At 69.1% G+C, this 22,554-nt stretch carries 19 protein-coding genes; 5 read left to right on the top strand and 14 right to left on the bottom strand.

Annotation, left to right across the window (positions count from 1 at the left end; translation table 11 throughout):
* Positions 1-187 precede the first annotated feature (187 nt).
* The 5 genes from ACHWVH_RS17035 (at position 188) to ACHWVH_RS17015 (ending at position 5,330) form a co-directional block, all read left to right on the top strand.
* On the top strand, positions 188-622 hold the full coding sequence (locus tag ACHWVH_RS17035; protein WP_394687600.1) for a hypothetical protein: 435 nt from the start codon (positions 188-190) through the stop codon (positions 620-622).
* A 126-nt stretch (positions 623-748) separates the two neighbouring features.
* Positions 749-1,480, top strand: coding sequence for a DUF3348 domain-containing protein (locus tag ACHWVH_RS17030; RefSeq protein WP_152236136.1), 732 nt, complete (start codon positions 749-751; stop codon positions 1,478-1,480).
* Positions 1,481-1,490: 10 nt separating this feature from the next.
* Complete coding sequence (locus ACHWVH_RS17025) at positions 1,491-3,947, top strand: DUF802 domain-containing protein (protein ID WP_394687599.1); 2,457 nt, start codon at positions 1,491-1,493, stop codon at positions 3,945-3,947.
* On the top strand, positions 3,944-4,594 hold the full coding sequence (locus tag ACHWVH_RS17020; protein ID WP_394687598.1) for an OmpA family protein: 651 nt from the start codon (positions 3,944-3,946) through the stop codon (positions 4,592-4,594). Before ACHWVH_RS17025 ends, ACHWVH_RS17020 begins: the two co-directional genes overlap by 4 nt.
* Positions 4,584-5,330, top strand: coding sequence for a DUF2894 domain-containing protein (locus ACHWVH_RS17015; RefSeq protein ID WP_394687597.1), 747 nt, complete (start codon positions 4,584-4,586; stop codon positions 5,328-5,330). Before ACHWVH_RS17020 ends, ACHWVH_RS17015 begins: the two co-directional genes overlap by 11 nt.
* Positions 5,331-5,461: 131 nt before the next feature.
* Here the strand turns inward: ACHWVH_RS17015 and tkt are convergent, their stop codons facing one another.
* The 14 genes from tkt to ACHWVH_RS16945 form a co-directional block, all read right to left on the bottom strand.
* A complete protein-coding gene (gene tkt / locus ACHWVH_RS17010; protein ID WP_295958428.1) occupies positions 5,462-7,462 on the bottom strand; it encodes a transketolase in 2,001 nt (666 codons plus the stop codon).
* 209 nt (positions 7,463-7,671) lie between these two features.
* Positions 7,672-8,982, bottom strand: a complete 1,311-nt coding sequence (locus ACHWVH_RS17005; RefSeq protein WP_148829528.1) for a dicarboxylate/amino acid:cation symporter — start codon at positions 8,980-8,982, stop codon at positions 7,672-7,674.
* 267 nt (positions 8,983-9,249) lie between these two features.
* The gene (locus ACHWVH_RS17000) at positions 9,250-10,020 is read right to left on the bottom strand and encodes a hypothetical protein (protein WP_394687596.1); all 771 of its coding nucleotides are present in this window, start codon (positions 10,018-10,020) and stop codon (positions 9,250-9,252) included.
* Between the two features lie 146 nt (positions 10,021-10,166).
* Positions 10,167-11,906 carry a BatD family protein gene (locus ACHWVH_RS16995; protein ID WP_394687595.1) on the bottom strand — a complete coding sequence of 580 codons (1,740 nt, stop codon included), beginning with the start codon at positions 11,904-11,906 and terminating at the stop codon, positions 10,167-10,169.
* Complete coding sequence (locus tag ACHWVH_RS16990) at positions 11,903-13,750, bottom strand: tetratricopeptide repeat protein (protein ID WP_394687594.1); 1,848 nt, start codon at positions 13,748-13,750, stop codon at positions 11,903-11,905. The genes ACHWVH_RS16995 and ACHWVH_RS16990 overlap by 4 nt, the downstream gene beginning before the upstream one ends.
* Positions 13,747-14,769: a VWA domain-containing protein gene (locus ACHWVH_RS16985; RefSeq protein ID WP_148829531.1), complete on the bottom strand. Its 1,023-nt coding sequence runs from the start codon at positions 14,767-14,769 to the stop codon at positions 13,747-13,749. The genes ACHWVH_RS16990 and ACHWVH_RS16985 overlap by 4 nt, the downstream gene beginning before the upstream one ends.
* Positions 14,766-15,233: a DUF4381 family protein gene (locus tag ACHWVH_RS16980; protein ID WP_153750743.1), complete on the bottom strand. Its 468-nt coding sequence runs from the start codon at positions 15,231-15,233 to the stop codon at positions 14,766-14,768. The genes ACHWVH_RS16985 and ACHWVH_RS16980 overlap by 4 nt, the downstream gene beginning before the upstream one ends.
* A complete protein-coding gene (locus ACHWVH_RS16975) occupies positions 15,230-16,168 on the bottom strand; it encodes a DUF58 domain-containing protein (RefSeq protein WP_394687593.1) in 939 nt (312 codons plus the stop codon). The genes ACHWVH_RS16980 and ACHWVH_RS16975 overlap by 4 nt, the downstream gene beginning before the upstream one ends.
* Before the next feature lie 58 nt (positions 16,169-16,226).
* Positions 16,227-17,246 (bottom strand): MoxR family ATPase, encoded by a 1,020-nt coding sequence (locus ACHWVH_RS16970; RefSeq protein ID WP_017914104.1) that lies wholly within the window; start codon positions 17,244-17,246, stop codon positions 16,227-16,229.
* A gap of 152 nt (positions 17,247-17,398) precedes the next feature.
* The gene (locus ACHWVH_RS16965; protein WP_267092737.1) at positions 17,399-19,294 is read right to left on the bottom strand and encodes a type IV pilus secretin PilQ; all 1,896 of its coding nucleotides are present in this window, start codon (positions 19,292-19,294) and stop codon (positions 17,399-17,401) included.
* A 20-nt stretch (positions 19,295-19,314) separates the two neighbouring features.
* Entirely contained in the window at positions 19,315-19,854 is a 540-nt protein-coding gene (locus tag ACHWVH_RS16960) for a pilus assembly protein PilP (protein ID WP_026143551.1), read from the bottom strand.
* Positions 19,851-20,525: a type 4a pilus biogenesis protein PilO gene (locus tag ACHWVH_RS16955; RefSeq protein ID WP_017914107.1), complete on the bottom strand. Its 675-nt coding sequence runs from the start codon at positions 20,523-20,525 to the stop codon at positions 19,851-19,853. Before ACHWVH_RS16955 ends, ACHWVH_RS16960 begins: the two co-directional genes overlap by 4 nt.
* The gene (locus tag ACHWVH_RS16950) at positions 20,522-21,313 is read right to left on the bottom strand and encodes a PilN domain-containing protein (protein WP_394687592.1); all 792 of its coding nucleotides are present in this window, start codon (positions 21,311-21,313) and stop codon (positions 20,522-20,524) included. The genes ACHWVH_RS16955 and ACHWVH_RS16950 overlap by 4 nt, the downstream gene beginning before the upstream one ends.
* The gene (locus ACHWVH_RS16945) at positions 21,313-22,371 is read right to left on the bottom strand and encodes a pilus assembly protein PilM (protein WP_017908825.1); all 1,059 of its coding nucleotides are present in this window, start codon (positions 22,369-22,371) and stop codon (positions 21,313-21,315) included. The genes ACHWVH_RS16950 and ACHWVH_RS16945 overlap by 1 nt, the downstream gene beginning before the upstream one ends.
* Positions 22,372-22,554: the final 183 nt, after the last annotated feature.

Below are 22,554 nucleotides of genomic sequence, written 5' to 3'. Positions count from 1 at the left end.
AAGCATCGAGAGACGCGGCAATCCTCCGCAAGCTGCATCGCGCTTCCTCGGGCTGAAGGCCCGGGCATCTACGGACATTTCCCGATCCCGCACATATCGGCACGCAGCGACAGTGGCTGCGCGACGACCATGTCTGCATGGCGCGCAAGCCGACCATCCATCCCATTGCGACCAAGGATTCCCTTCGATGAACATGCGCCCATCGCTCCGCGCTCTTCTGCTCGTGCTGTCGACACTCCTGCCCTTTGCTGCGCTGGCCGCTCCGCCCGCCACCGTCGCCAGTTGCGCGGGCATCGCCGCCGCCTATCCGACGGACCTCGGTCCGCGTTGCAACAGCAACTACGCGAAGATCAATCACCAGCCGCAAGACGCCGCACAGCGCCTGCAGACCTACTATGCGCGCGTGGAAGTGCTGAAGATCTTCAGGAAAGCCCTGTTGTGCAATGGCCTGTATGGCGCCGGGGGATCGGCGCAGCAGAGCTTCGGCAGCGGCGAAAACGGCCATCTGCAGGCACTGGCCAATCTCTACCAGAACATGCAGAACGACCCGAACCGCCCCGCGGCGCTGTATACCGCTGCCGATCTGAAAGACATCAAGATGAACAAGCCGCAGTGCAAATGAGGCCACGCATTCGCACCGAACGCCAGGCGCGCTGAGGTCGCTGGCGTCCCCTTGCGGGTCGGCATCGGCCGCCTCCGGGCAGCCGATGTCATTCGCGTGTAAAATTGCGGGTTTTTGACCACTCACATGGCGAAAGCCCCTCCACGGGCGCCCGTCCCGGGCCCGGCCTTCATTCGCCTGCTGGCGCGCCTGAGCGATGCGCCGATGCCCGCGTCCAGCCCCGCGCTGGCCGACCGGCTCGGCCAATGGATCGACTGGAACCGCGCGGTGGCAGTGTCACGGGCGCTGGACGGCAAACTGCCCGAGCCTGCCGAAGATGCCCCCGGGGCGCCGGAACCGTCGGCCCTGGAGGCCGAATGCGGCCGCGTGCGCGCTGCACTGGAAGAGAGCATCGCCCTGGACATCGCCAAGGAAACCGGCAAGCCCGTGGGCAAGCGCCAGCACGACCCCGACGCACCGATCGACTACGCGCCGTTCCGCCAGCGCTACCAGGCGCTGCAGCGCGCGATGCTGACCGCGACCGGGCGCCTGCGCGGCCTGCTGCGCGATGCCCTGGTCCCGCTCTCGCCGGAGATGGCGCGGCTGGCCGAGGTCGATGCGGTGATGGAACTGACCCTGAGCCCGCGCGAGCAGACCCTGCTGGCGACGGTGCCCAACCTGCTGGAAGCGCATTTCCAGCGCCTGCGCGCGGCCGCCGCGCCCGCCCCCGATCCATCCCTCACCGACGTTCCGCCGGCGCCTGCCGACACGGCCTGGCTGGACCTGTTCCGCCAGGACCTGCACAGCGTGTTGCGCGCCGAGCTGGACGTCCGTTTCCATCCCATCGAAGCGCTGCTCGCCGCGCTTCGCAGCCGTTGATTCGACCCTCATGCCCAAGACCCTGCTCCATTCCGTCCTGTTCCTTGCCGGCCTCGCCGTGGTCTGCTGGATCGGCGTCGGCTATCTCGGCTCCAACCCGCTGGGCGCCAGCTTCGCCGCGCTGATCGGCCTGTGCTACCTGGCCGGCATCGCCGAGCTGTACCGCTATCGCCAAGCCACGGCGACGTTGCAGACCGCGCTGATCGAGGCCGAGTCCGCGCGCGACGACCTGGGCGGCTGGCTGCAACGGCTGCACCTGAGCCTGCGCAACGCGGTGCGCCTGCGCATCGAAGGCGAGCGCGCGGCCCTGCCGGTGCCGGCGCTGACCCCGTACCTGGTCGGCCTGCTGGTGCTGCTGGGCATGCTCGGCACCTTCCTGGGCATGATGGCCACCCTGCGCGGCACCGGCCTGGCACTGGACAGCGCCACCGATCTGAATGCCATCCGCGCCTCGCTGGCGGCGCCGCTGAAGGGCCTGGGCTTCGCCTTCGGCACCTCCATCGCCGGCGTCGCCGCCTCGGCGATGCTCGGCCTGCTCGCCGCACTGTGCCGGCGCGAGCGCCTGCAGGCGGTGCAGCACCTGGACCTGCACGCGGCGACCGCGCTGCGCACGCATTCGCTGGCCTACCAGCGCAACGAGGCCTTCAGGCTGCTGCAGACCCAGGCCACGCTGATGCCGGGCCTGATCGAGCGCATGCAGACGATGATGGCGGCGCTGGAACAGCACAGCGCGGTCAGCGGCGAACGCCTGGCCAGCAGCCAGGACGCCTTCCACAGCCGCACCGAGGCCGCCTACACGCGCCTGGCCGGCGCGGTCGAACACGCCCTGCAGGCCGGCGTGGCCGCGCACGCGCGGGCGTTCGGCGACGCGCTGGAACCGGTGGTGCAACGCACGCTCGACGGCGTGGCACGCGAGACCGCCGCGCTGCAGGACAGCGTCGGCCAGGCGGTGCAGCGGCAACTGGACGGCCTGGCCAGCGGCTTCGCCCAGGCCGCCGAGCAGGCCACGCAGCGCTGGGACAGCGCGCTGGCCGAGCAGCAACGCGTCAACGGCGCACTGCTGCAGGAACTGGGCGGCGCGCTGCAACGCGCCGGCGACGGCCTGGAGCAACGTGCCACCACGCTGGTCGAGGCGACCGCGGCACGCCTGCAAGCCGCCAGCGACGACGCCAGGCAGGCTTGGACCGAGGCGATGGCGCAGCAACGCGAAGCGAACGACGGCCTCGCCGCGCGCCAGGCACAGGCACTGGACGCAGTGGCCAGCCGCCTGGATGCCACCGCCGAAGTTGCCCAGCAAGCCTGGAGCACGGCGCTGGAACAGCAGCGCGAGGCCAACGCGGCCCTGGTCGCACGCAACGCGCAGGCACTGGACACCGTGGCGACGCGGCTGGACGCCACCGCCGAGGCCGCACGGCAGGGCTGGGACGCTGCGCTGGCCCAGCAGCGCGCGATCAACGACACCCTCGCCACGCACACGACGCAGGCGCTGGAGACCGTGGCGACCCGCCTGGACGCCACCGTCGAGGCCGTGCAACAGGCGTGGAGCGCGGCGCTGGCGCAGCAACGCGAGGTCAACGAGGCCCTGGCCACGCGCAACGCGCAGGCGTTGGACACCGCCACGGCCAGCCTGGAACAGCGCGCCGCCGCCCTCGCCGAGACGCTGCAGCAGGCCCATGCCGACCTGCAGGAGGCACTGGAAGCGCGCGACCAGGCGCGTCTGCGTGCCTGGACCGACAGCTTCGCCAGCATGGCCGCGACCCTCGGCGGACAGTGGGAGCACCATGGCGAGCGCATCGCACAGCGCCAGCAGGAGATCTGCAGCACCCTGCAGGAAACCGCGGCGGCGATGTCCGAGCAGGGCCAGGCACAGGCGCGCGACACCATCGCCGAGATCGAACGGCTGGTGCAGGTGGCCTCGGAAGCGCCGAGGGCCGCGGCCGACGTGGTCGCGGAACTGCGCCAGAAGCTGTCCGACAGCATGGTCCGCGACACCGCCATGCTCGACGAGCGCAACCGCCTGCTGGCCACGCTGCAGACCCTGCTGGAGGCGGTCAACCACGCGTCCACCGAACAGCGCAGCGCGGTGGACGCCCTGGTCGCGACGTCGGCCGACCTGCTGGAGCGCGTCGGCAGCCGCTTCACCGACCAGATCGACGCCCAGACCGGCAAGCTCGACGACGCTGCCGCGCAGGTCGTCGCCGGCGTCACCGAGGTGGTCAGCCTGGGCGACGCGTTCTCCGGCGCGGTGCAGGCCTTCGGCGAATCCAACATGGCCCTGCTGGAACGCCTGCAGGGCATCGAGCAGGCGCTGGACAAGTCGCTGACGCGCAGCGACGAGCAACTGGCCTACTACGTGGCGCAGGCGCGTGAGGTGATCGACCTGAGCATGCTCTCGCAGCAGCAGATCACTGAGGAGCTGCGCCAGCTCGCCGCGCGCCAGGCGCCCGACCAGGCCGACGCGGCATGAGCGACGAACTGGAACTGGACGCCGACAACGGCGCCCCGGTCTGGGCGGTGTTCGGCGACCTGATGTCGGTGCTGCTCGGCGCCTTCGTGCTGATCCTGATCGGGGTGATCGGCGTGCAGTTGCAGCTGTCGAACAAGCTGGATGCGGAAATGCGCCAGCGCCAGCGTGAAGCGCAGCAGCGCAAGACCCTGGAACAGGCGCTGGCGGCACCGCTGGCAGCCGGCCGGGTGACCCTGGTCGACGGCCGCATCGGTATCCGCGGCAACGTGCTGTTCGCGCTGAACTCCGACCAATTGCAGCCGGAAGGCCGCGACCTGCTGAAGAGCCTGGCCGCGCCGCTGGCCGGCTACCTCAAGGCGCGCGACGAGATCCTGATGGTCAGCGGCTTCACCGACGATCGCCAGGTGCGCGAGAGCAATCGCCAGTTCGCCGACAACTGGGAACTGTCGGCCGAGCGCGCATTGACCGTGACCCGCGCGCTGATCGAGGCAGGCGTACCGGCCGATGCGATCTTCGCCGCCGCCTTCGGCGCGCAGCAACCGGTGGCGCCGAACGCGGACGAGGCCGGACGCGCCAGCAACCGCCGCGTGGAGATGGCGCCGCTGCCGCGCATGCGCAAGAGCGCCGCCCCCCCGCATGCGCGCTGAGCGGATCGCCGCCACCGACCGCCTCGCCGCCTGGCGCGCACAGCACGCCGAGCGGCTGGACCCGCTGCGCTTCCGCTTCCTCGAAGCGCTGGCGCGTCGCACCGAGGCGCAGCAGGGCAAGGCGCGGGAACTGCTGGAGCAGAAGCTGTCCGCGTTGCTCGACGCGTACGCCGCGGCACTGGACGCGGCGCCGCAAAGCGCTGGCGATGCCGAGGCCGCAGTGCGAGCGATGCAACCCGGCCCGCTCGGCGCCTTGCTGGCGCAGTTCCGCGCCGCGGCGGTTGCGATCCGCGCCGGCAACGACCACGGCGCCAACCTGGAGGCCAACGACGAAGCCCCCACGGCGACCGATGCCATCGACACAGAACTCCCCGCACCATCGCCCTTGCCCACCGCAGCGACCGCAGCGGCGCGACTTACCGCACCGCAACTGCCCGCGGTCGAAGACGCGCGCCGGCTGTGGACAGAACTGCGCAGCCGCAGCCAATTGCGGCAGTCGCTGCAACCGGCCCCCGCCGACGCCGGCCCGCTCAACTCCGGCGTGCTGGTGCATCGCGCATTGGCGCTGATGCGCACGCTCTCGCCCGGCTACCTGCAGCACTTCCTGTCCTACGTCGACGCGCTGTCCTGGTTGCAGCAACTGCAGGAGGCGGGCGCACTGGCGACGCCGCAGAAATCCGGCAGCGCCGCCGGCAAGCCTGCGACGCCGCGCAGCAAGCCGCGCAAGCGCGGTTGACCGCATCGCCGACACGCATCGCGCCGATTGCGTGGTCGTAGAAGCGTCCCTTTCCTCATCCGACACACCCGCACAGGCAAGAAAAAGGCCGGCATGCGCCGGCCTTTTTCGTCACAATCGCGGCTCTCGGCTTACAGCGCCTTCGCCGCCGCCACCACGTGTTCGGCGGTGATCTGGAAGTGTTTGTACAGCACGTTCGCCGGCGCCGAGGCGCCGAAGCTGTCGATGCCGACCACGGCGCCGTCCAGGCCCACGTAGGCGCGCCAGAACGCGGTGACCCCGGCTTCCACCGCCACGCGCTTGCGCACCGCCGACGGCAGCACCGACTCGCGGTAGGCGGCGTCCTGGCGATCGAACACGTCGGTGCAGGGCATCGACACCACGCGGGTCTTCAGGCCCGCGGCATCCAGCGCCTGCTTGGCTTCCACCGCCAGGCCCACCTCCGAACCGGTGCCGATCAGGATCACGTCGGGCGTGCCGCCCTCGGCATCGGCCAGCACGTAACCGCCGCGCTCGATCAGCTTGATCTGCGCCTCAGTGCGAGCCTGGAACGGCAGGTTCTGGCGGCTGAACACCAGGCAGCTCGGGCCGTCCTTGCGGGTGATCGCGGCCTTCCAGCTCACCGCCGACTCCACCGTGTCGCAGGGGCGCCACACGTCGTTGTTGGGGATGTAGCGCAGCGACGCCAGATGCTCCACCGGCTGGTGGGTCGGGCCGTCCTCGCCCAGGCCGATCGAGTCGTGGGTGTAGACGTGGATCGCATGCGCCGGGATCAGCGCGCTCATGCGCACGCCGTTGCGCGCGTAGTCGCTGAACACCAGGAAGGTGGCGTCGAACGGAATGAAGCCGCCGTGCAGCGCCAGGCCGTTGGCGATGGCGGTCATGCCGAACTCGCGCACGCCGTAGTACACGTAGTTGGCGTTCGGATCATCCGTGGCGACCGACTTGCTGGCCTTCCAGAGGGTCAGGTTGGAATGCGCCAGGTCGGCCGACCCGCCGACCAGCTCCGGCAGCAGCGGCGCGAACGCCTCGATCGCCATCTGCGAGGCCTTGCGCGAGGCGATGGTCTGGCCTTCGGCGGCCTGCTTGGCGATGTAGGCGTCGGCCTGGGCGAGGAAGTCTTCCGGCAGCTCGCCATGCGAGCGGCGGGTCAGTTCCGCGGCTTCGGCCGGGTACTGCTTGGCGTACTTGTCGAAGGCCTGCTCCCACTCGGCCTGGCGCAACGTACCGGCACCGCCGGCGCGCCAGCCGTCGTAGATCGCCTGCGGGATCTCGAACGGCGCATACGGCCAGTTCAGCGCCTTGCGCGCGCCTTCCAGTTCTTCCTTGCCCAGCGCGGCGCCGTGCGAGGATTCCTTGCCGGCCTTGGTCGGCGCACCGAAGCCGATGGTGGTGCGGCAGCAGATCAGGGTCGGCTTCTCGCTCTCGGCGATCGCCGCCTCGATCGCGGCCTTGACCGCATCGGCATCCTGGCCGTCGACATCGCGGATCACGTGCCAGTTATAGGCCTCGAACCGGGCCGGTGTGTTGTCGCTGAACCAGCCGGCGGTGTTGCCGTCGATGGAGATATGGTTGTTGTCCCAGAACGCCACCAGCTTGCCCAGGCCCCAGGTGCCGGCCAGCGAGGCGGCTTCATGGGACACGCCTTCCATCATGCAGCCGTCGCCCATGAACACCCAGGTACGGTGGTCGACGATCTGGTGCTCGGGGCGGTTGTAGCGCTGCGCCAGCAGCTTTTCGGCCAGCGCGAAACCGACCGCGTTGGCGAAGCCCTGGCCGAGCGGACCGGTGGTGGTCTCCACCCCGGGGGTCTCGCTGCGCTCGGGGTGGCCGGCGGTCTTGCTGTGCAGTTGGCGGAAGCGCTTGAGCTCCTCGATCGGCAGGTCGTAGCCGGACAGGTGCAGCAGCGCGTACTGCAGCATCGAACCGTGGCCATTGGACAGCACGAAGCGGTCGCGGTTGAACCAGTGCGGGTTGTTCGGGTTGTGGCTGAGGAAGTCGTTCCACAGCACTTCGGCGATGTCGGCCATGCCCATCGGCATGCCGGGATGGCCGGAATTGGCGGCCTCGACCGCATCGGCGGCAAGGAAACGGATCGCGTTGGCGAGTTCGCGGCGGGTGGGCGTCGTCATGAGGGATCTGTCGGAAGCGGGCGCGTGGCGTCGGGCCCACTATTGTCCCACAGGCGGGGATTGGGGATTGGGGATTGGTAGCGTCACCGGCTGGACGCCTGAGATGACGCAGGAGCGGCTTCAGCCGCGACAGGCGTTCACCGGGAGGCCCATCGCGGCTGAAGCCGCTCCCACGCCTGGCCCGTCAGGCCGCGACGCTGCCGCCTTCATCAATCCCGAATCCCGACTCCCGAATCCCCGCCATCCTCCCCCTTGGCCACCATCGTGGTCAGGGCCAGGTCGCCGGTCACGTTCAGCGCGGTACGGCACATGTCCAGGAAATGGTTGACGCCCAGGATCATGCCGATGCCGACCGGGTCCACGCCGACCATCGCGCAGATCAGCGCCACCACCGGCAGCGAGCCGGACGGGACGCCGGCGGTGCCGATGCCGCCGAGAATACAGACCAGCATCACCATGCACTGCTGCGCGATGCTCAGCTCCACGCCGAAGAACTGCGCCAGGAAGATCACCGTCACGCCCTCGAACAGCGCGGTGCCGTTCTGGTTGGCGGTGGCGCCGACGGTGAGCACGAAACGCGAGACCTTGTGCGGCAGCCCCATCTGGTCGGCCACGCGCAGCGCGGTCGGCAGGGTGGCGTTGCTGGACGCGGTGGAAAACGCCATCACCGTCGCTTCGCGGGTAGCGCGGAAGAACCACAGCGGCGAGCGCCCGGCCAGGCGCACCGCCACGCCGTAACTCACCACCATGTGCAAGCCCAGCGCCAGCACCACCACGCCCACGTAGGCGCCCAGCCGTACCAGCAACTCGAAGCCGAACAGGGCCGCGAGGTTGAACATGAAGCAGGCCACCGCGTACGGCGCCAGGCGGATCACCAGCCCGATCAGGGTCATCGAGATCTCGAACACGCCCTCGATGCCGCGCCGCAACGTCGCGACCTTGGCGTCTTCGCTGAGCACCATGCCCACGCCGAACATCACCGCGAAGAACATCAGCGACAGGATCGCGCCATTGCTGGAGGCGGCTTCGACCACGTTGTCGGGCACGATCGACAGCAGCATGTCCATGCCGTGCGGCTGATGCCTGCTCTGGTCGACGATCTGCGCGGTGCGCTCCACGTTCTGCTGCAGCAGTTGCTGCGCCAGCTCGCGATCCACGCCGATGCCCGGCTTGAGCACGTTCACCAGCACCAGACCCAGCAGCACCGCCACACCCGACAGCACCACGGTGTAGCCCAGCGTCTTCCAGCCGATCCGGCCGAGCGCGCGGATGTCGCCCATCTCCGAAATGCCCATCACCAGCGCCGAGAACAGCAGCGGCACGATCAGCATGAAGATCAGGTTGAGGAACAGCTTGGAGAACGGCGTGGTGAGGTACTTGGTCAGCGCCTGCACCCAGGCCGCATCGCCGCCTACGCTCATGTGCACCGCCAGCCCCAGCACCAGCCCAAGGACGAAGCCGATCGCCATTTTCCAGTGCAACGGCATGCCGGTTTCGGCCTTCACGGGGGTGTCGGTCATAGTGTGCGCCTTGAAAGGATGAACCCCCAGCTTAACAAACCATGAGCAAGCGTCGACAGAACGCCGCTGGTGCGAGCTGCGTGACAGCGCAGCCGTCGATCGATGCAATCGCTGCAACAGGCCTAGTAACCGATACGCACCGCCAGCGACAACTGCGCTCCCACACCAACGACATGTGGCCGGTCGCCAGAGCCCCACGCTCTAGCTCAAGACGCGGATGGCGCGAAGCTGGATCCGCACCATCCGCATCGACACGCTATCGAGACCTTACTGCGACTGGGCTTGCATCAGCGCATCCCTACCCGCAGAGGTCAGCGTACTTCCATACCCCACGATCGCCTGTCGCGTATTTGAGCAGGTGAAGGTGACCTCAAAGATCACGCCATTGAGGCGGATGGAACCGGATGTTGTACGACATACGCGTTTGACTGATGCCGCCATCTCGGCGAAGCCTCTGGCATTCTGGGCCGCGTCGGTCGAAGTAGATCCGATTCCGCTAATCGTATCCGACCTTCCCAACCCACCGCCCGTATTCGGATAAGCACACGAGAAATCGGTAATGAACCCACCATTCAAGAGCTGGATTTGCGCAGACGAACACCGGTAGCCCGATGAGGCCGCATACAACTTCGCAAACTCCAATACGTTATTCCCAGCATCGGTTGCCGTAGTGCCAATGCCAGCAATCTGCCCGGATCTGGCGAGCCCTCCACCCGCATTTTTCAGAAAGCAGTTGAAGTTTGTATTGAACGCTCCAGGAGACGCCTGAAAACTCCCGTATGAACAACTCAATCCTTGATCCAGCAACTTCGAGAACTCACCAACGTTAGTCACAGCATCGTCCAATGTCGTCCCAAAACCGCTTATGTTCGAACCGTCACATGTGCGATTGACAACGTATCCACCTGCGAACACTTGACTGCTAATCGCTCCACATGTTGCCTGAGGGCCTATCGAGGAGTTGGCAGCCTTCACCTCCGACGGCGCGGCACCTAAACAGCAGGCAGTCAATACAGCCAACGTGAAAACCTCTTTCATGTTGCGATCCTCCTAATTAGCGCTGCTTCCGGCAGCGCCACCGAATTTATCGCGCTTCATCGGACCGGACACGACAGCGATCCCCACACGATACGTTCGTCACACCATATCGCTACAAGTCATCGCAAAAGGTACAACGGTGTGGTTCACACGTCGCGCGGATACAGCGGCGGCAGCTCGTCCTGGTCCTGCTTGCGCGGCGCAGCGCGCCAGCGCGGCCCGGCCCAGAATGCCTGGCGCAATGCGGCGCGCGCGCCGGCCACATCGCCGCCGCCGCCCCAGCGTGCGCGCTGCATGCGCAGCACCGCGTCGCGCTGCGTCGGATCGTCCAGACGCTGCACCACCGTATCCAGATCGGCGACGCTGGCCTGCGCGCACAGGATCGCGGCGACCTCGTCGAGTCCACCGCTGTCCAGCGCCTTGCGCAATTCTGGCAGTGCGGCGCGTGCACGCGCAGGCGCCGCGTTGTCCGCCGTGGCCGGCAGTGCCGCGACGGCTCGCGAGTGGCGCGCGCGGCGCCAGGCCCAGACCAGGGTCACTAGCCACAGCACCGCGAAGCCCGCGGCCAGCGCCATCCACAGCGGCAACGAGGCCAGCCGCCCCTGCAAGGTGTGCGTCGGCGTCACCGCGCTATCGGCCGGCACCACGCTCAGCGTCGGCGCTGACGGGCTGACCGGCGCCGGGGCCGGCGTGGGCACGCCCTGTCCGGGCTGCACCTGCAGGGTCAGGTCCGGCAGGCTGGCCTCGCGCGCGGCGCCGGCGCCCACGTCCCACCACGGCATGCGCAGGCCGCGCACCAGTAACGGGCCGGCCGCCTGCGGCACGATCGAGTAACGGCGGGTGACGGTCACCTGCGGCCCGCCATCGACGAAGCGTTCCTGCACCTGCGGCGGCTCGGCGAACACCTGCGCGCCATCGACACTAGGCGTGGGCAGTTCGGGGAACTGCGCCTGGGTCGCGCCGCGTGCCGTGGCCTCGACCACGATGTCGGCAGCCTCGCCGGCCTTGGCACGCTGCGGCGTGGCGGTGTAGCGCAGGCGCAGTTCGTGCAGCGGCAGCCACGGCTGCGGCGCATTGGCCGGCTGCGCGCGCACCTGCAGGGTCTGCGCGGTGCCGCGCGCATTGAGTTCGCCGCCGCGGCCGAAGTAGTCGTCGAAGAAGCCGGTGGGGCCGCGGCCGCTGAAACGCGCGCCCGGCAACAGCAGCGAGCCGCTGCGCTCTGGCACCAGCAGGTAGTGCCGCTCGACCACCGTGTACATGCGCCCGTCGATCTGACGGCGGTTCTGGATGTCGTCGCCGACGCGCTGCAGCGACGCGCCGGCCGGCGCGTCCAGGTCCAGCTCGCCCGAGCTCAGCGGCACGCCGAGATACAGCCGCACCACCACGCCCACGCTTTGCTGCACGTAGGGCCGCGCGTCGTCGACGACGGTCTGCACGAAGACGTCGGCGTTGCCCACCTGCGCGGGCACGTCGGCATTGGCGGTGGCCGGCACCGCGGCACTGGCCGCGGCCACCTCCAGCCGCAAGGGCGCGGTGCGTTCGTTGCCGACCTGCAGCGACGGAATCTCCAGCGTGCCGGTGCTGCGCGGCGTCAGCATCACCCCGAACAAGGACTTCGACGAGACCGTGCCGTTGACGATCTGCATCTGCCGGCTCTTGACCTCGTTGCTGAGCGCGAAATCCGCGCGCAGCGGCGCGTAGTCCGGCGTGGCCGCCGCCTGGTCGGTCTCGATGTTGAGGGTCACGCCCTCGCCGGCGCCGACGTTGTCGCGATCCAGCCACGCGCGCGTGGCGGCAGCCGCCGGCAGCGCCAGCAGCAGCGCGGCCAACACCATCAGCACCGCGCAGGCGCGGGCCCCCTGGCCGAGTCGCTTGAAGTGGATCATGGCTCTTGTTCCCGCTGCCTGCGTTCGTGTTCCAGCCTGAATTTGGCGCGCAGCAGATTACCCGGATCGTCCGGCACCCGCCGTAGCCACGCTTCGACCGCCTGACGCTGCTCGCGTTGCTGCGGCGTCTCGTTCGCGGCGGCAGCGGCGCGCTCGGCGGCCTGTTTGTCGGTGCCGCCCTGCTGTGCCATCGCCTGCTGCATCTGCTGGCGCTGCGCCGCATCGGCCTGCTGTTGCGCCTGTGCATCGCCCGGCTTCGGCGGCGCCTGCCGCGCGTCCTTGGCGCCATCGCGTCCCTGCTGGCCGTCGCGCTGCTGGCCGTTTTGCTGCTGGTTCTTCTGCTGCGGGTTCTGCTGGGCGCCGTTCTGCTGCTGACCCGCCTGCTGTTGACCGTTTTGCTGTTGACCGTTCTGTTGCTGGCCGTTCTGCGACTGCCCGCTCTTCTGCTGCTTGCCGTCCTTGCCCTGCTGGCCGGACTTGGAGTCCTGCGACGACTGGCGCTTGCGCGCGGCCTCCACCGCGGCGCGGTTGGCGATCGCATCGGCCATCTGCGGATGCAGTTTCAGCGCCTTGTCGTAGGCGTCGATCGCCTCGTCGTAACGGCCCTGCCGTGCCAGCGCATTGCCGAGGTTGTACCAGCCGGCGTCGCTGTCGATGCCTTCGAACTGCTGTTGCGCGGCGGCGAAATCGCCCTTGCGGTAGGCCTGCACGCCTGCATCGAGCCGTTGCTGGCGGACCTGATCGGCACGTTCCCACCACCCGCCTGCGACAGGACCGAGTGTCGGCGTCTGTGCTGGCGCTGGCGCCTGAGCCTGCGCATGCACCGGTAGCGGCATCGCCAGCGGCGCCAACACCAGCAGCAGCACCGCGGCGCCACCGCGACGGCGGAACGCGAGCAAGGCCAGCAGCATCAGCGGCGGCAGCAACCAATAGCCTTGATCGAGCCACACGCGGCCATGGCTTTCGTCGGCCGCCGTGGCGTCCGCTTCCTGCGGCCGCAGCACGCCCAGCGCGCGCAGATCCGTATCGTCTGGCGTCAACGCCGCGTAACGGCCCGCGCCCGCTTCCGCCAGCGCGCGCAGCGCACCCGCATCCAATTGCGCGTGCGACAGCCGGCCCTGGTCGTCGCGGTAGGCGGCGCCCTGCGCCGTGCCCAGCCCCAGCGCGGACACGTGATAGCCCTGCCTGGCCGCGCGCGCCGCGGCCTGCTGCGCCTGCGCATCGGCCTGGTCGCTGAGCACCAGGATGTCGCCGCGGGAGAAGCCGGCCTGGCGCAGCAACTGCGCCGCCCAATCGACCGCCAGGTCGGTGCGCTGCCCCGCCACCGGCATCACCTGCGGTGACAGCGCGTCGAGGAACAGGCCCACGTTCGCCGCATCGTCGGTCAGCGGCGCCACCGTGTACGGCTCGCCGGCATACGCGAGCAAGGCCACTTCGCCGCCGGCGCGCTCGTGCAGCAGCCGCGCCAGCTTGGCCCGCGCCTGCAGCAGCCGCGACGGCGGCAGATCGCGCGCGTCGATCTGCGCGGACAGGTCCAGCGCGATCACCAACGGCGTGCGCGCCTGCCACAGCGGCTGCTGCTCCTGGCTCCAGCTCGGTCCGGCCAGCGCCAGCACCGCCAGCGCGTAGCCCAGCGCGCCCAGCAACAGGCCAGCGCTGCCCTTGGCATCGCCACGCGCGAGCAGATGCGGCAACAGGTGCGGGTCCACCGTGCGCCGCCAGATGTCGCGGCGCCGCCGCCGGCGCCACCAGCTCCAGCCGAGCAACGGCAGCAACAGCAGCGCCCACAGCCATTCGGGACGCAACAGATGCAATGCCTGGAGGAACTCCATCGCGCGGGTCATTGCCGCCTCCAGGGCCAGATGAAGGACAGCAACGCCAACGCCAGCGCCGCCGCCAGCGGCCAGGCGTAGCGCTCGATCCGCGGCCGCACCGCCGGACCGGCCGAACGTACCGGCTCGAGCCGGTCCAGTTCGGCATAGATCGAGGCCAGCTCGGCGGTGTCGCGGGCGCGGAAGAAGCGCCCGCCGGTATCCTGCGCGATCTTGCGCAGCGTGTCCTCGTCGACCTGGTCGTCGCCGCCGCTGCCGGGGATCGGCAGACCGAACAACGACATGCCGCCATCGCCACCGAAGGCGATGGTGTACACGCGCACGTGTTCGGCCTTGGCCAGTTCGGCGGCCTTCAGCGGATCGAGCACGCCGGCGGTGTTGACGCCATCGGTGAGCACGATCAGCACCCGCTCGCCCTGCTTCTGCTCGCGCAGGCGCTTGACCGCCAACGCGATCGCATCGCCCAGCGCGGTCTCGCGCCCGGCCAGGCCGACCACGCTGTCGCGCAACTGGTCGCGTACCGTGGCCAGATCGGCGGTCAACGGGGTCAGCGCATACGCCTGCTGGCCGAACACCAGCAGGCCGATGCGGTCGCCATCGCGGCGATCGAGAAAGTCGGCCAGCACCGCCTTGGCCGCGGTCAGACGATCGACCACGCGCCCGCCCAGGGTCATGTCGGGCTCGCTCATGCTGCCGGACAGATCCACCGCCAGCATCAGCTGCCGCGCCTGCTGCGGTGGCGCGATGGGTTCGCCCAGTTGCAGCGGCCGCGCCGCCGCCGCGCACAGGCAGAACCAGGCCAGCCACGCCAGCCACACGCTGGCGCGCCACAGCCCGCCGCGTGCCGGCGCGGCGGCCACGGCCTGCAGGCGCTCGCCATAGGGCACGCGCAAGGCCGGCGCATTGCCGCGCCGTGCCGGCAGCAGCAGATTGGCCAGCAAGGGTAGCGGCATCGCCAGCCACATCCACGGCCAGGCGAAGCCGGCCAGCAGGTCGCTGAGGCTCTGCCACGACGACGACACCAGGCTCATCGCCGTCCTCCACGCCGCGCTGCCATCAACGCCAGGAAGCGGCGCCGCGCCAGCGGCAGCAGCGCCTGCACCTGCGCCGGGTCCACGCTGGGCCGGTAGCCGCCATCGAGCAGCACACGGCCCGGGCCGGTGGAGAACGCCTGGCGCGTGTCGCCACCATCCAGAAACCGCAGCCAGTCCTCTCCCTGCAACACCGCCGCGGCGGGATCGCGGCGTTGTGCCGCGCGCCGGAGCAGCTCCGAGACCGCGGCCACCTGCGCCGGCGGTTCGCCCGTGCGCGTCGCCGCATCGAACTGACGCTGCCAGCGCTGCTCGCGCCGGCGCCGGCGCATCCATACCAACAATGCAACGCCGAGCGCCAGCAGCAACACCGCCGCCAGCATCCACCAGCCCGGTGCGGGCGGCCACCAGGCCGGTGCCGGCGGCAGATGCACATCGCGCAGGGGCAGTTGCTGCGGGCTCATACCGACGCCCCCCGTTGCACCGGCAGCAACCACGACTCGCTGGGCGCGTCGCTCAGCAATACCCGCACCTGCACGCCGCGGCCCGGCAGTTCCGCCGACAGGGTTTCCAACGGCTGCACGAATTGCGCACGCCAGCGCTGTTGCGCGGTGCTCGCCAGCAGATCCACCTCCACGCGGCGACCGCTTGCCCAGAACGGCAGGGCGGCGCGTGGCGGATGCACTTCCAGCGGATCGGCGAGCAGCAGCAACTCCACTTCGTTGTGCAGCGCCAGCCCGGCCCAGCGCGCGGCCGGCACGGCCTGCGCACTGGCCGGATCGGCCAGCACGGTCAGGCGCGATCCCGGGCGCAGCAGCTTGGCCGCGTGATCCAGCGCCATGGTCAGGCCGGCATCGTCCTGCGGCGGCTGCGCATACCAGCGCGCCAGCGCATCGAGCACGCGCAGCACGCCGCGCGGCCCGGCGGCGGGCGGCACCGGCGCTTCGCTGCGGCTGCCGCGCAAGGCGGCCAGGCGATCGCCCTGCCGCTGCGCCGCCCACGCCGCCACCGCCCCGGCACGCGCCGCCTGCACCGACTTGAAGCGCACGCGCGTGCCGAAGTACAGCGACGGCGCGGTGTCGGCGACGATCAGACTGAGCCGTTCGCGCTCGGCCTGGAACAATTTGGTGTGGGTGCGGCCGCTGCGCGCGGTCAGCCGCCAGTCGATGTGCCGCACGTCGTCGCCGGCCACGTACTCGCGCGACTCGGCGTACTCCATGCCGCGCCCGCGCATCGGCGACGGGGCGGCGCCACTGAGGCCATGGCGGCCTCGGCGCGGCGGCGGCATGCGTGCGACCGCGGCGCGCAGGGCCACCAGCTCGGCCAGGCTGGGACGGATCCCCGCCTCGGCCGGCGCGACAGCGTGCGGCGTGCCCGGCGCGGTCGGCTGCGGTGCCATCGTCGTTACTCCGCGCGGAGGCGGGCGGCGGGGAACAGCCGTAATTGGCGGCGTACGCTCACGGCGGCGGCACCTTGTCCAGCAGCGCCGCGACCAGGCGATCGCCATCCCAGCCTTCGGCGGTCGCTTCGTAGCTGGGCAGCACGCGGTGGCGCAGTACATCGGCGGCGACCGCGCGCACGTCGTCGGGCGTGACGAAATCGCGCCCGGCCAGCCAGGCGCGGGCGCGGGCGCACCGCTCCAATGCGATCGAACCGCGCGGACTCGCGCCCCAGGCGATGCGCCGCGCCAACGCGGCGTCGTAGCCGCTGGCATCGCGCGAGGCCAGCACCAGTTCGATCAGATAGCGCTCCAGCGGCGGTGCCATGTGCAGCGCCAGCACTGCGCGGCGTGCCGCGAATACGTCTTCCAGCGGCATGCGCGGCGGCGGCGCCTCGCCGGCCTCCAGCGTCTCGCGGGCGCGCTCGCGCGCCAGGCGCAGGATCTCCGCTTCAGCGGCAGCTTCCGGGTAGCCGATCCGCACATGCATCAGGAAGCGGTCCAACTGCGCCTCCGGCAGTGGGAAGGTGCCCTCCTGCTCGATCGGGTTCTGTGTCGCCATCACCAGGAACAGCTTCGGCAGCGCATAGGTGTGCCGGCCGACGGTGACCTGGCGCTCGCCCATCGCCTCGAGCAGGGCCGATTGCACCTTGGCCGGCGCACGGTTGATTTCGTCGGCGAGCAGGATCGGATGGAAGATCGGCCCGGGCAGGAACTCGAAGCGGCTCTCCTGCGGGCGCCACACCTCGGTACCGGTGAGGTCGGCCGGGAGCAGGTCGGGGGTGAACTGGACGCGGGCGAAATCCGCTTCCAGGCGCGAGGCCAGGGCGCGGATCGCGGTGGTCTTGGCCAGGCCGGGCGCGCCTTCGACCAGCAGATGGCCGTCGGCGAGCAGCGCGATCAGCAGGCGCTCCACCAGCGCCGACTGGCCGACGATGGTCTGGGACAGGCCGTCGCGCAGGGCGACGAACGCGGCATGCAGGCGCTGCTGCTCGGGCGCGGCCGGCGGGGAATCGAGGGTCGGGGATGGAGTGTTCATTTGTGCAGTCTGACCGATCGCCGGTGAAAATGGTTCCGCGCACGGCGGACGCCGCGTGCTGCGAATTCAGGATTTCCTCATCGATGGGCGCAAACGCCGACGGGAGAGGCTTGCGCCTCTCCCGTCGAAGAATCCAACCTGCTTGAGGCAGCTCAGGCTGGCGCGCGCTTGGCCACGTGCATCACCTTCGGGGTCACGAAGATCAGCAATTCGGCCTTGGTCTTGTTGCGGCCACGCTTCTTGAACAGATTGCCCAAGAACGGCACGTCGCCCAGGAACGGCACCTTGGAGATGCTGCTGCGGTCGTTGAACTCGTAGACACCGCCGATGACCACCGTCTGCCCATCGTCGACCAGCACCGCGGTGTTGATCTCGCGGCGGTTGATCTCGGGAATGGTGCCGTAGCCCTGCAGGACCACGAAACGCTCGACTTCGTCCTTCTTGACGCTCATGTTCAAGAACACACGATTGTCGTCGGTGATGGTCGGGGTCACCTTCAGCTCCAGCAACACTTCCTTGAACTGCACGTTCGGCGTGGGGGCAGCGCCAGCGGTGCCGCCGGTGATGGTGACGTAGCCGATCTCCTTGCCCTGCTTGATCACCGCCTCGCGCTGGTTGGAGGTCACGATGCGCGGATTGGAAATGACTTCGCCCCGCCCCTCTTCCTGCAATGCCGACAGCTGCAGGTCCAGATTGAAGTTCTTGCCGAGCAGGGTGTAGGCAAGACTGGGCAGGGTCTGCGCGCTGGTGAAGGTCGGACCGCTCAGATCGACGTTGAGACCACGCGTATTGACGCCGCCGCCAGCCGCGTTGCTTCCGACCGTAGCGACATTGTCCCCATAGGTGCGCGTCGCGCCGACACCGAACTTGGCACCCAGATCGCGTGCGAAGGTATCGGTGGCGATGACGATGCGGCCCTCGATCAGCACCTGGTCGACCGGGCGGTCGATCACGTTGATCAGCTCGCGCATCTGCGCGACCTTCTTCGGGATGTCGCTGATCATCAGCGTGTTGGTGCGCTCGTCGGCGACGAGGCGCCCGCGCGGCGACAGGAAGCCATTGTCGTTCTGGCTGTTGCCGCTGCCACCCGCGCCGCCACTGCCACCACCGCCACCGCCGCCGATCCCCTTGGCCTCGGTCAGCGCCTTGAAGATCGCCGTGGCGCTGTGATAGTTGATCTGCACGTAGTCGGTGATCAGGTCCTCGCGGTTCTCGATCGCGATGCGCGCGTCTTCCTTGTCCTGCTCGAACTTGGCCAGTTCCTGCTGCGGCGCGACCCAGATCACCTTGCCGTCGCGGCGCTTGTCCAGGCCCTTGGCACGCAGCACGATGTCCAGTGCCTGGTCCCACGGCACATTGACCAGGCGCAGGGTGACGCTGCCCTGCACGGTATCGGAGGCGACGATATTGAGATTGGACTCCTCGGCGATCAACTGCAACACCGTGCGCACCGGCACGTCCTGGAAGTTGAAGGTCACCGGCTTGCCGCTGTAGCCGCGGGCCGCCACCTGCGCGGCGGCCTGGCTGACCGTGGTCGCGGTGACCGCGCCCACCGCCGGCGCGGCTGCGCGCGGGGTGATCTCGACCACGTACTCGTTGCCGGACTGGTAGGCCAGCGATTCGAACGCGCCATTGGTGTTCAGCACCAGCTCGGCGCCGCCCGCATAGGGCTTGGCATCGATGCGCTGCACCGGCGTGGCGAAGTCGGTGACGTTGAGCGGGCGCTGCAACTCCGGCGGCAGCGTGGCGTTGCCGACATCGACCACCACGCTGTTGCCCTGGGTGCGCAGGTCCGGGCTGGCGCCGGTGCCGTTGAAGGACAGGATCAGCCGCCCCGCACCGCCGTCGCCGCGCTTGAAGTCGATCTTCGACACCGTGAGCTTGGCCGGCGCCGCCGCAGGTGCGGGAGACGCGGCAACAGGCGCGGCGGGCGGCGCCGCGCTGGCGACGACCGCATTCCCGAGCATCGCCGCCAACCCCAACGCGCATAGCCGCATCGTCGCGTGGCGCCGGATGGGGCGCAGGCTCAGGGCTTTGGAAAAAGTCATCGTGCTATCCCCATAATCAATCATTGATCGTCCAGCGCGACGGAGGCGGGACGTTCCAGCCAGCCGCCGGCGCCATCCGGCACCAGTTCAATCAAATCGATGCGATCCTCGTGCACCCCGGTCACGCGGCCATCGCTCTGCCCCATGTACACGCCCGGACGCACGCGGTAGGTCACCTTGTCCGGCGCCATCACCAGCGCGACCTGGCCCGCGCCGCTGCCCAGCGTGCCGACCATGTTGAGGCTGTCCAGCGGGAACTGTTCCAGCGGTTCCTTGCGGCGGTTCGGATCCGGGCGCAGGCCGCTGCTGCCGTCGGGACTGGCCCAGGCATCGCTGAACGGATCGCGCAGGCCCTGCGCCGCATACTCGAAGGTTTCGAACTGCTGCATCACCGGCAACGGCTCCAGCGGCTGCGCCGGTCGCGCGCGCACTTCCTTCACCCAGTTCTCCAGATTCGGCGCATCGCCCGGCGTGCTGGTGATGGTGCGGCCGCAAGCGCCAAGCACCAGCGCCAGCGCGCCCGCAACGAGAATCCTGACCACCCGATGCTGCCGGCTCATGCGCCACCGCCTTGCTTGCCGGCCTTCTTCGCGGCCGCCGCGGCCTGTTCCTGGTCGGCCATTTCCTTGTCGTCCAGGTAGCGATAGGTCTTGACCGTACCGGACAGCTCCAGCTCGCCGCGCGCGGTGATGCCGTTGCTCTTGTCGCGCGGCTTCAGGTTGATGTCGTGCATGGTCAGGATCACCACCCGCGGCAACGAGGCCACGCCACTGACGAAGGCGCCGAACTGGTGGTAGCTGCCGACCATGCGCAGGGCGATCGGCTTCTCCGCGTAGAACTCCTTCGGCGACTCCGGGCCCGGCTGGAACAACTCGTTGGTCAGGCCGCTGGACAGCGCGGTCTGCGAGATGTCGATGATCAGGTCGGGCATCTCGGTCTTGCTCGGCAGCTGCCGCAGCATCTGCTGCAGCACCTGCTCCATCTGCACCAGTTGCTGCTTCAGCGGCTGCAGGTTGACTGCACGGCTCTGCTCCTTCTCGAAGGAGGCGCGCAGTTCGGTTTCCTTCTGCTCCAGCGCCTGCAACTCGTCGCTCTTGCTGCTGATCAGCAGGAACCAGGACAGGGTCAGGATGAACAGGGTCACCAGCACGCAGAACACGATCTTGGCCTGCTGCGGCCAATTGCCGATGTTGTTGAAATCCAGCTCTTTGATGTTGAATTTCTTGCTCATGACGCCGGTCCCTGTTTCGCTGGCGTGGCGGCGGGTGCCGGCGCGGTGGCCGGCGCCGGTGCGGCAGGGCTGCCCGCGGCAGGTGCAGGCGCAGGAGCGCCCGAAGCCTGCGCCGGCGGCGTGCCAGGCGCGCCGCCCGCGGGGGCTGCACCAGGTGTTCCGGGCGCAGCGGAACCCGCAGGTGCCGTCCCGGCGGCGGCCGGATCGGTGCTCTCGCCCGGCACCGGCAGCTTGACCCGCAGCGTGAACACGTACGGCAGCGCCTTGGTATCGACGATCGGACCCTTGGCTTCCTTCTCCTGGGCCTTGGCCTCGATCACCGTCAGCTCCGGATTGGTCATCCAGCCCGAGCCCTCAAGGTTGCGCATGTAGGTACTGACCCGCGCGTTGGACTGCGAGCGGCCCTCCAGGGTCAGCATGTCGCCTTCCTGCTTCACCGAGGTCAGCACCACGCCGTCGGGAATGGTCCGCACCAGCGAGTCGAACAGGTGCACCATCTGCGAACGCTTGGCCTGCAGTTCCTCGATCACCTGCTTGCGCGCCAGCAGGCGGCGCTTCTTCTCGTCGAGGGTGTCGATTTCCTTGTTCTGCGCCTGGACCTTCTCGATCTCGGCCTGCAGATACGCGTTGCGTTCGTTCTGGCCGCTGATCTGCAGGTCGTAGTAGAACCAGATCAGTCCCGCCAGCAGCACCCCGGCGAACGCGGCCAGGCCAAGCATCGAATAGAACTCGCGTTCGCGCTGCTTGCGCCGTTCCGCCCGCCAGGGCAGCAGATTGATCTTCGCCATCAGTCGAAGCTCCTCAGCGCCAGGCCGGTGGCGATCATCAGCGCCGGCGCGTCCTGGGCCAGCGCATGCGCCTGCACCTTCGGCCCCAGGGTCATCTGCGCCAACGGGTTGGCGACCACCGTGGCCACGCCCAGTTGCTCCTCCACCATCTCCGGCAATCCGGCCAGGGCGGCGCAGCCGCCGGCCAGGACGATATGGTCGACGCGGTTGAATTCGCTGCCGGCATAGAAGAACTGCAGCAGGCGGCTGATCTGCTGCACCGTGGCTTCCTTGAACGGCTCCAGCACCTCGACCTCGTAGCTTTCCGGCAGCCCGCCCTGGCGCTTGGCCATGCCGGCTTCCTCGTAGGTCAGGCCGTAGCGGCGCATCACTTCGTCGGTCAGCTGCTTGCCGCCGAACACCTGCTCGCGGCTGTACAGGCTGCGCCCGCCACGCAGGACATTGAGGGTGGTCATGGTGGCGCCGATGTCGACCAGGGCGACGATGCCGTCGGCGGCCACCGGCAGCTCGCTGGCCACCAGCGCGAAGGCGTTCTCGACCGCGAAGGCCTCCACGTCCATCACCTTGGCCACCAGCCCGCCCAGCTCCAGGGCCGACTGGCGCAGCTCCACGTTCTCCGAGCGCGAGGCGGCCAGCAGCACCTGCACCATCTCGGGGTTGTTGGGGATGACGCCCAGCACCTCGAAATCCAGGTTCACTTCGTCGATCGGGTACGGGATGTAGTTCACCGCCTCCAGCTCGACCTGGGCTTCCAGCTCGCTCTCGTCCAGCTCGGCCGGCATCGGGATCACCTTGGTGATCACCGCCGAACCGGCCACGGCGGCCGCGGCATGCTTGGCGCGGGTACCGGACCGGGTCACGGCGCGGCGGATCGCCTCGCCCACCGCCTCGACCTCGACGATGTTCTTCTCGACCACGGCATTGGGCGGCAAGGGTTCGACGGCGTAATGCTCGACCCGGAACCGGTTGCCGTTACGCGAAAGCTGCAGCAGCTTGACCGCGGTCGAGCTGATGTCGATGCCGATCAGCGGCTGCTGACTCTTTGGGATAAGCCCCACGGATTTTCCCCTGCCGGCGGGCACTTGGACGCCAATGTTGCGCCAGCGCATTAATAACAAATTTTTTGCAATTGGCAACCGCCCGGTTGCATGTCGCGATCCGTGTCACGGCATGACCTGCGGCAGCAAACCCGTCGCATCCCCGGAACCGGCCCCAGCCGTTCCCCGGCGTACTCTATACTC

The organism is uncultured Xanthomonas sp., from assembly GCF_964278005.1.
Taxonomy (GTDB): Bacteria; Pseudomonadota; Gammaproteobacteria; order Xanthomonadales; family Xanthomonadaceae; genus Xanthomonas_A; species Xanthomonas_A sontii.
Note: the sequence above shows the minus strand (reverse complement) of the source record. Positions and strands in the feature narration are given on the sequence as shown.

What these genes read in the sequence shown, in the direction of transcription:
- ACHWVH_RS17035 (WP_394687600.1), top strand. Translation starts at nt 188, where the DNA reads ATGAACATGCGCCCATCGCTCCGCGCTCTTCTGCTCGTGCTGTCGACA.
- ACHWVH_RS17030 (WP_152236136.1), top strand. Translation starts at nt 749, where the DNA reads ATGGCGAAAGCCCCTCCACGGGCGCCCGTCCCGGGCCCGGCCTTCATT.
- ACHWVH_RS17025 (WP_394687599.1), top strand. Translation starts at nt 1,491, where the DNA reads ATGCCCAAGACCCTGCTCCATTCCGTCCTGTTCCTTGCCGGCCTCGCC.
- ACHWVH_RS17020 (WP_394687598.1), top strand. Translation starts at nt 3,944, where the DNA reads ATGAGCGACGAACTGGAACTGGACGCCGACAACGGCGCCCCGGTCTGG.
- ACHWVH_RS17015 (WP_394687597.1), top strand. Translation starts at nt 4,584, where the DNA reads ATGCGCGCTGAGCGGATCGCCGCCACCGACCGCCTCGCCGCCTGGCGC.
- tkt (WP_295958428.1), bottom strand. Translation starts at nt 7,462, where the DNA reads ATGACGACGCCCACCCGCCGCGAACTCGCCAACGCGATCCGTTTCCTT.
- ACHWVH_RS17005 (WP_148829528.1), bottom strand. Translation starts at nt 8,982, where the DNA reads ATGACCGACACCCCCGTGAAGGCCGAAACCGGCATGCCGTTGCACTGG.
- ACHWVH_RS17000 (WP_394687596.1), bottom strand. Translation starts at nt 10,020, where the DNA reads ATGAAAGAGGTTTTCACGTTGGCTGTATTGACTGCCTGCTGTTTAGGT.
- ACHWVH_RS16995 (WP_394687595.1), bottom strand. Translation starts at nt 11,906, where the DNA reads ATGATCCACTTCAAGCGACTCGGCCAGGGGGCCCGCGCCTGCGCGGTG.
- ACHWVH_RS16990 (WP_394687594.1), bottom strand. Translation starts at nt 13,750, where the DNA reads ATGACCCGCGCGATGGAGTTCCTCCAGGCATTGCATCTGTTGCGTCCC.
- ACHWVH_RS16985 (WP_148829531.1), bottom strand. Translation starts at nt 14,769, where the DNA reads ATGAGCCTGGTGTCGTCGTCGTGGCAGAGCCTCAGCGACCTGCTGGCC.
- ACHWVH_RS16980 (WP_153750743.1), bottom strand. Translation starts at nt 15,233, where the DNA reads ATGAGCCCGCAGCAACTGCCCCTGCGCGATGTGCATCTGCCGCCGGCA.
- ACHWVH_RS16975 (WP_394687593.1), bottom strand. Translation starts at nt 16,168, where the DNA reads ATGGCACCGCAGCCGACCGCGCCGGGCACGCCGCACGCTGTCGCGCCG.
- ACHWVH_RS16970 (WP_017914104.1), bottom strand. Translation starts at nt 17,246, where the DNA reads ATGAACACTCCATCCCCGACCCTCGATTCCCCGCCGGCCGCGCCCGAG.
- ACHWVH_RS16965 (WP_267092737.1), bottom strand. Translation starts at nt 19,294, where the DNA reads ATGACTTTTTCCAAAGCCCTGAGCCTGCGCCCCATCCGGCGCCACGCG.
- ACHWVH_RS16960 (WP_026143551.1), bottom strand. Translation starts at nt 19,854, where the DNA reads ATGAGCCGGCAGCATCGGGTGGTCAGGATTCTCGTTGCGGGCGCGCTG.
- ACHWVH_RS16955 (WP_017914107.1), bottom strand. Translation starts at nt 20,525, where the DNA reads ATGAGCAAGAAATTCAACATCAAAGAGCTGGATTTCAACAACATCGGC.
- ACHWVH_RS16950 (WP_394687592.1), bottom strand. Translation starts at nt 21,313, where the DNA reads ATGGCGAAGATCAATCTGCTGCCCTGGCGGGCGGAACGGCGCAAGCAG.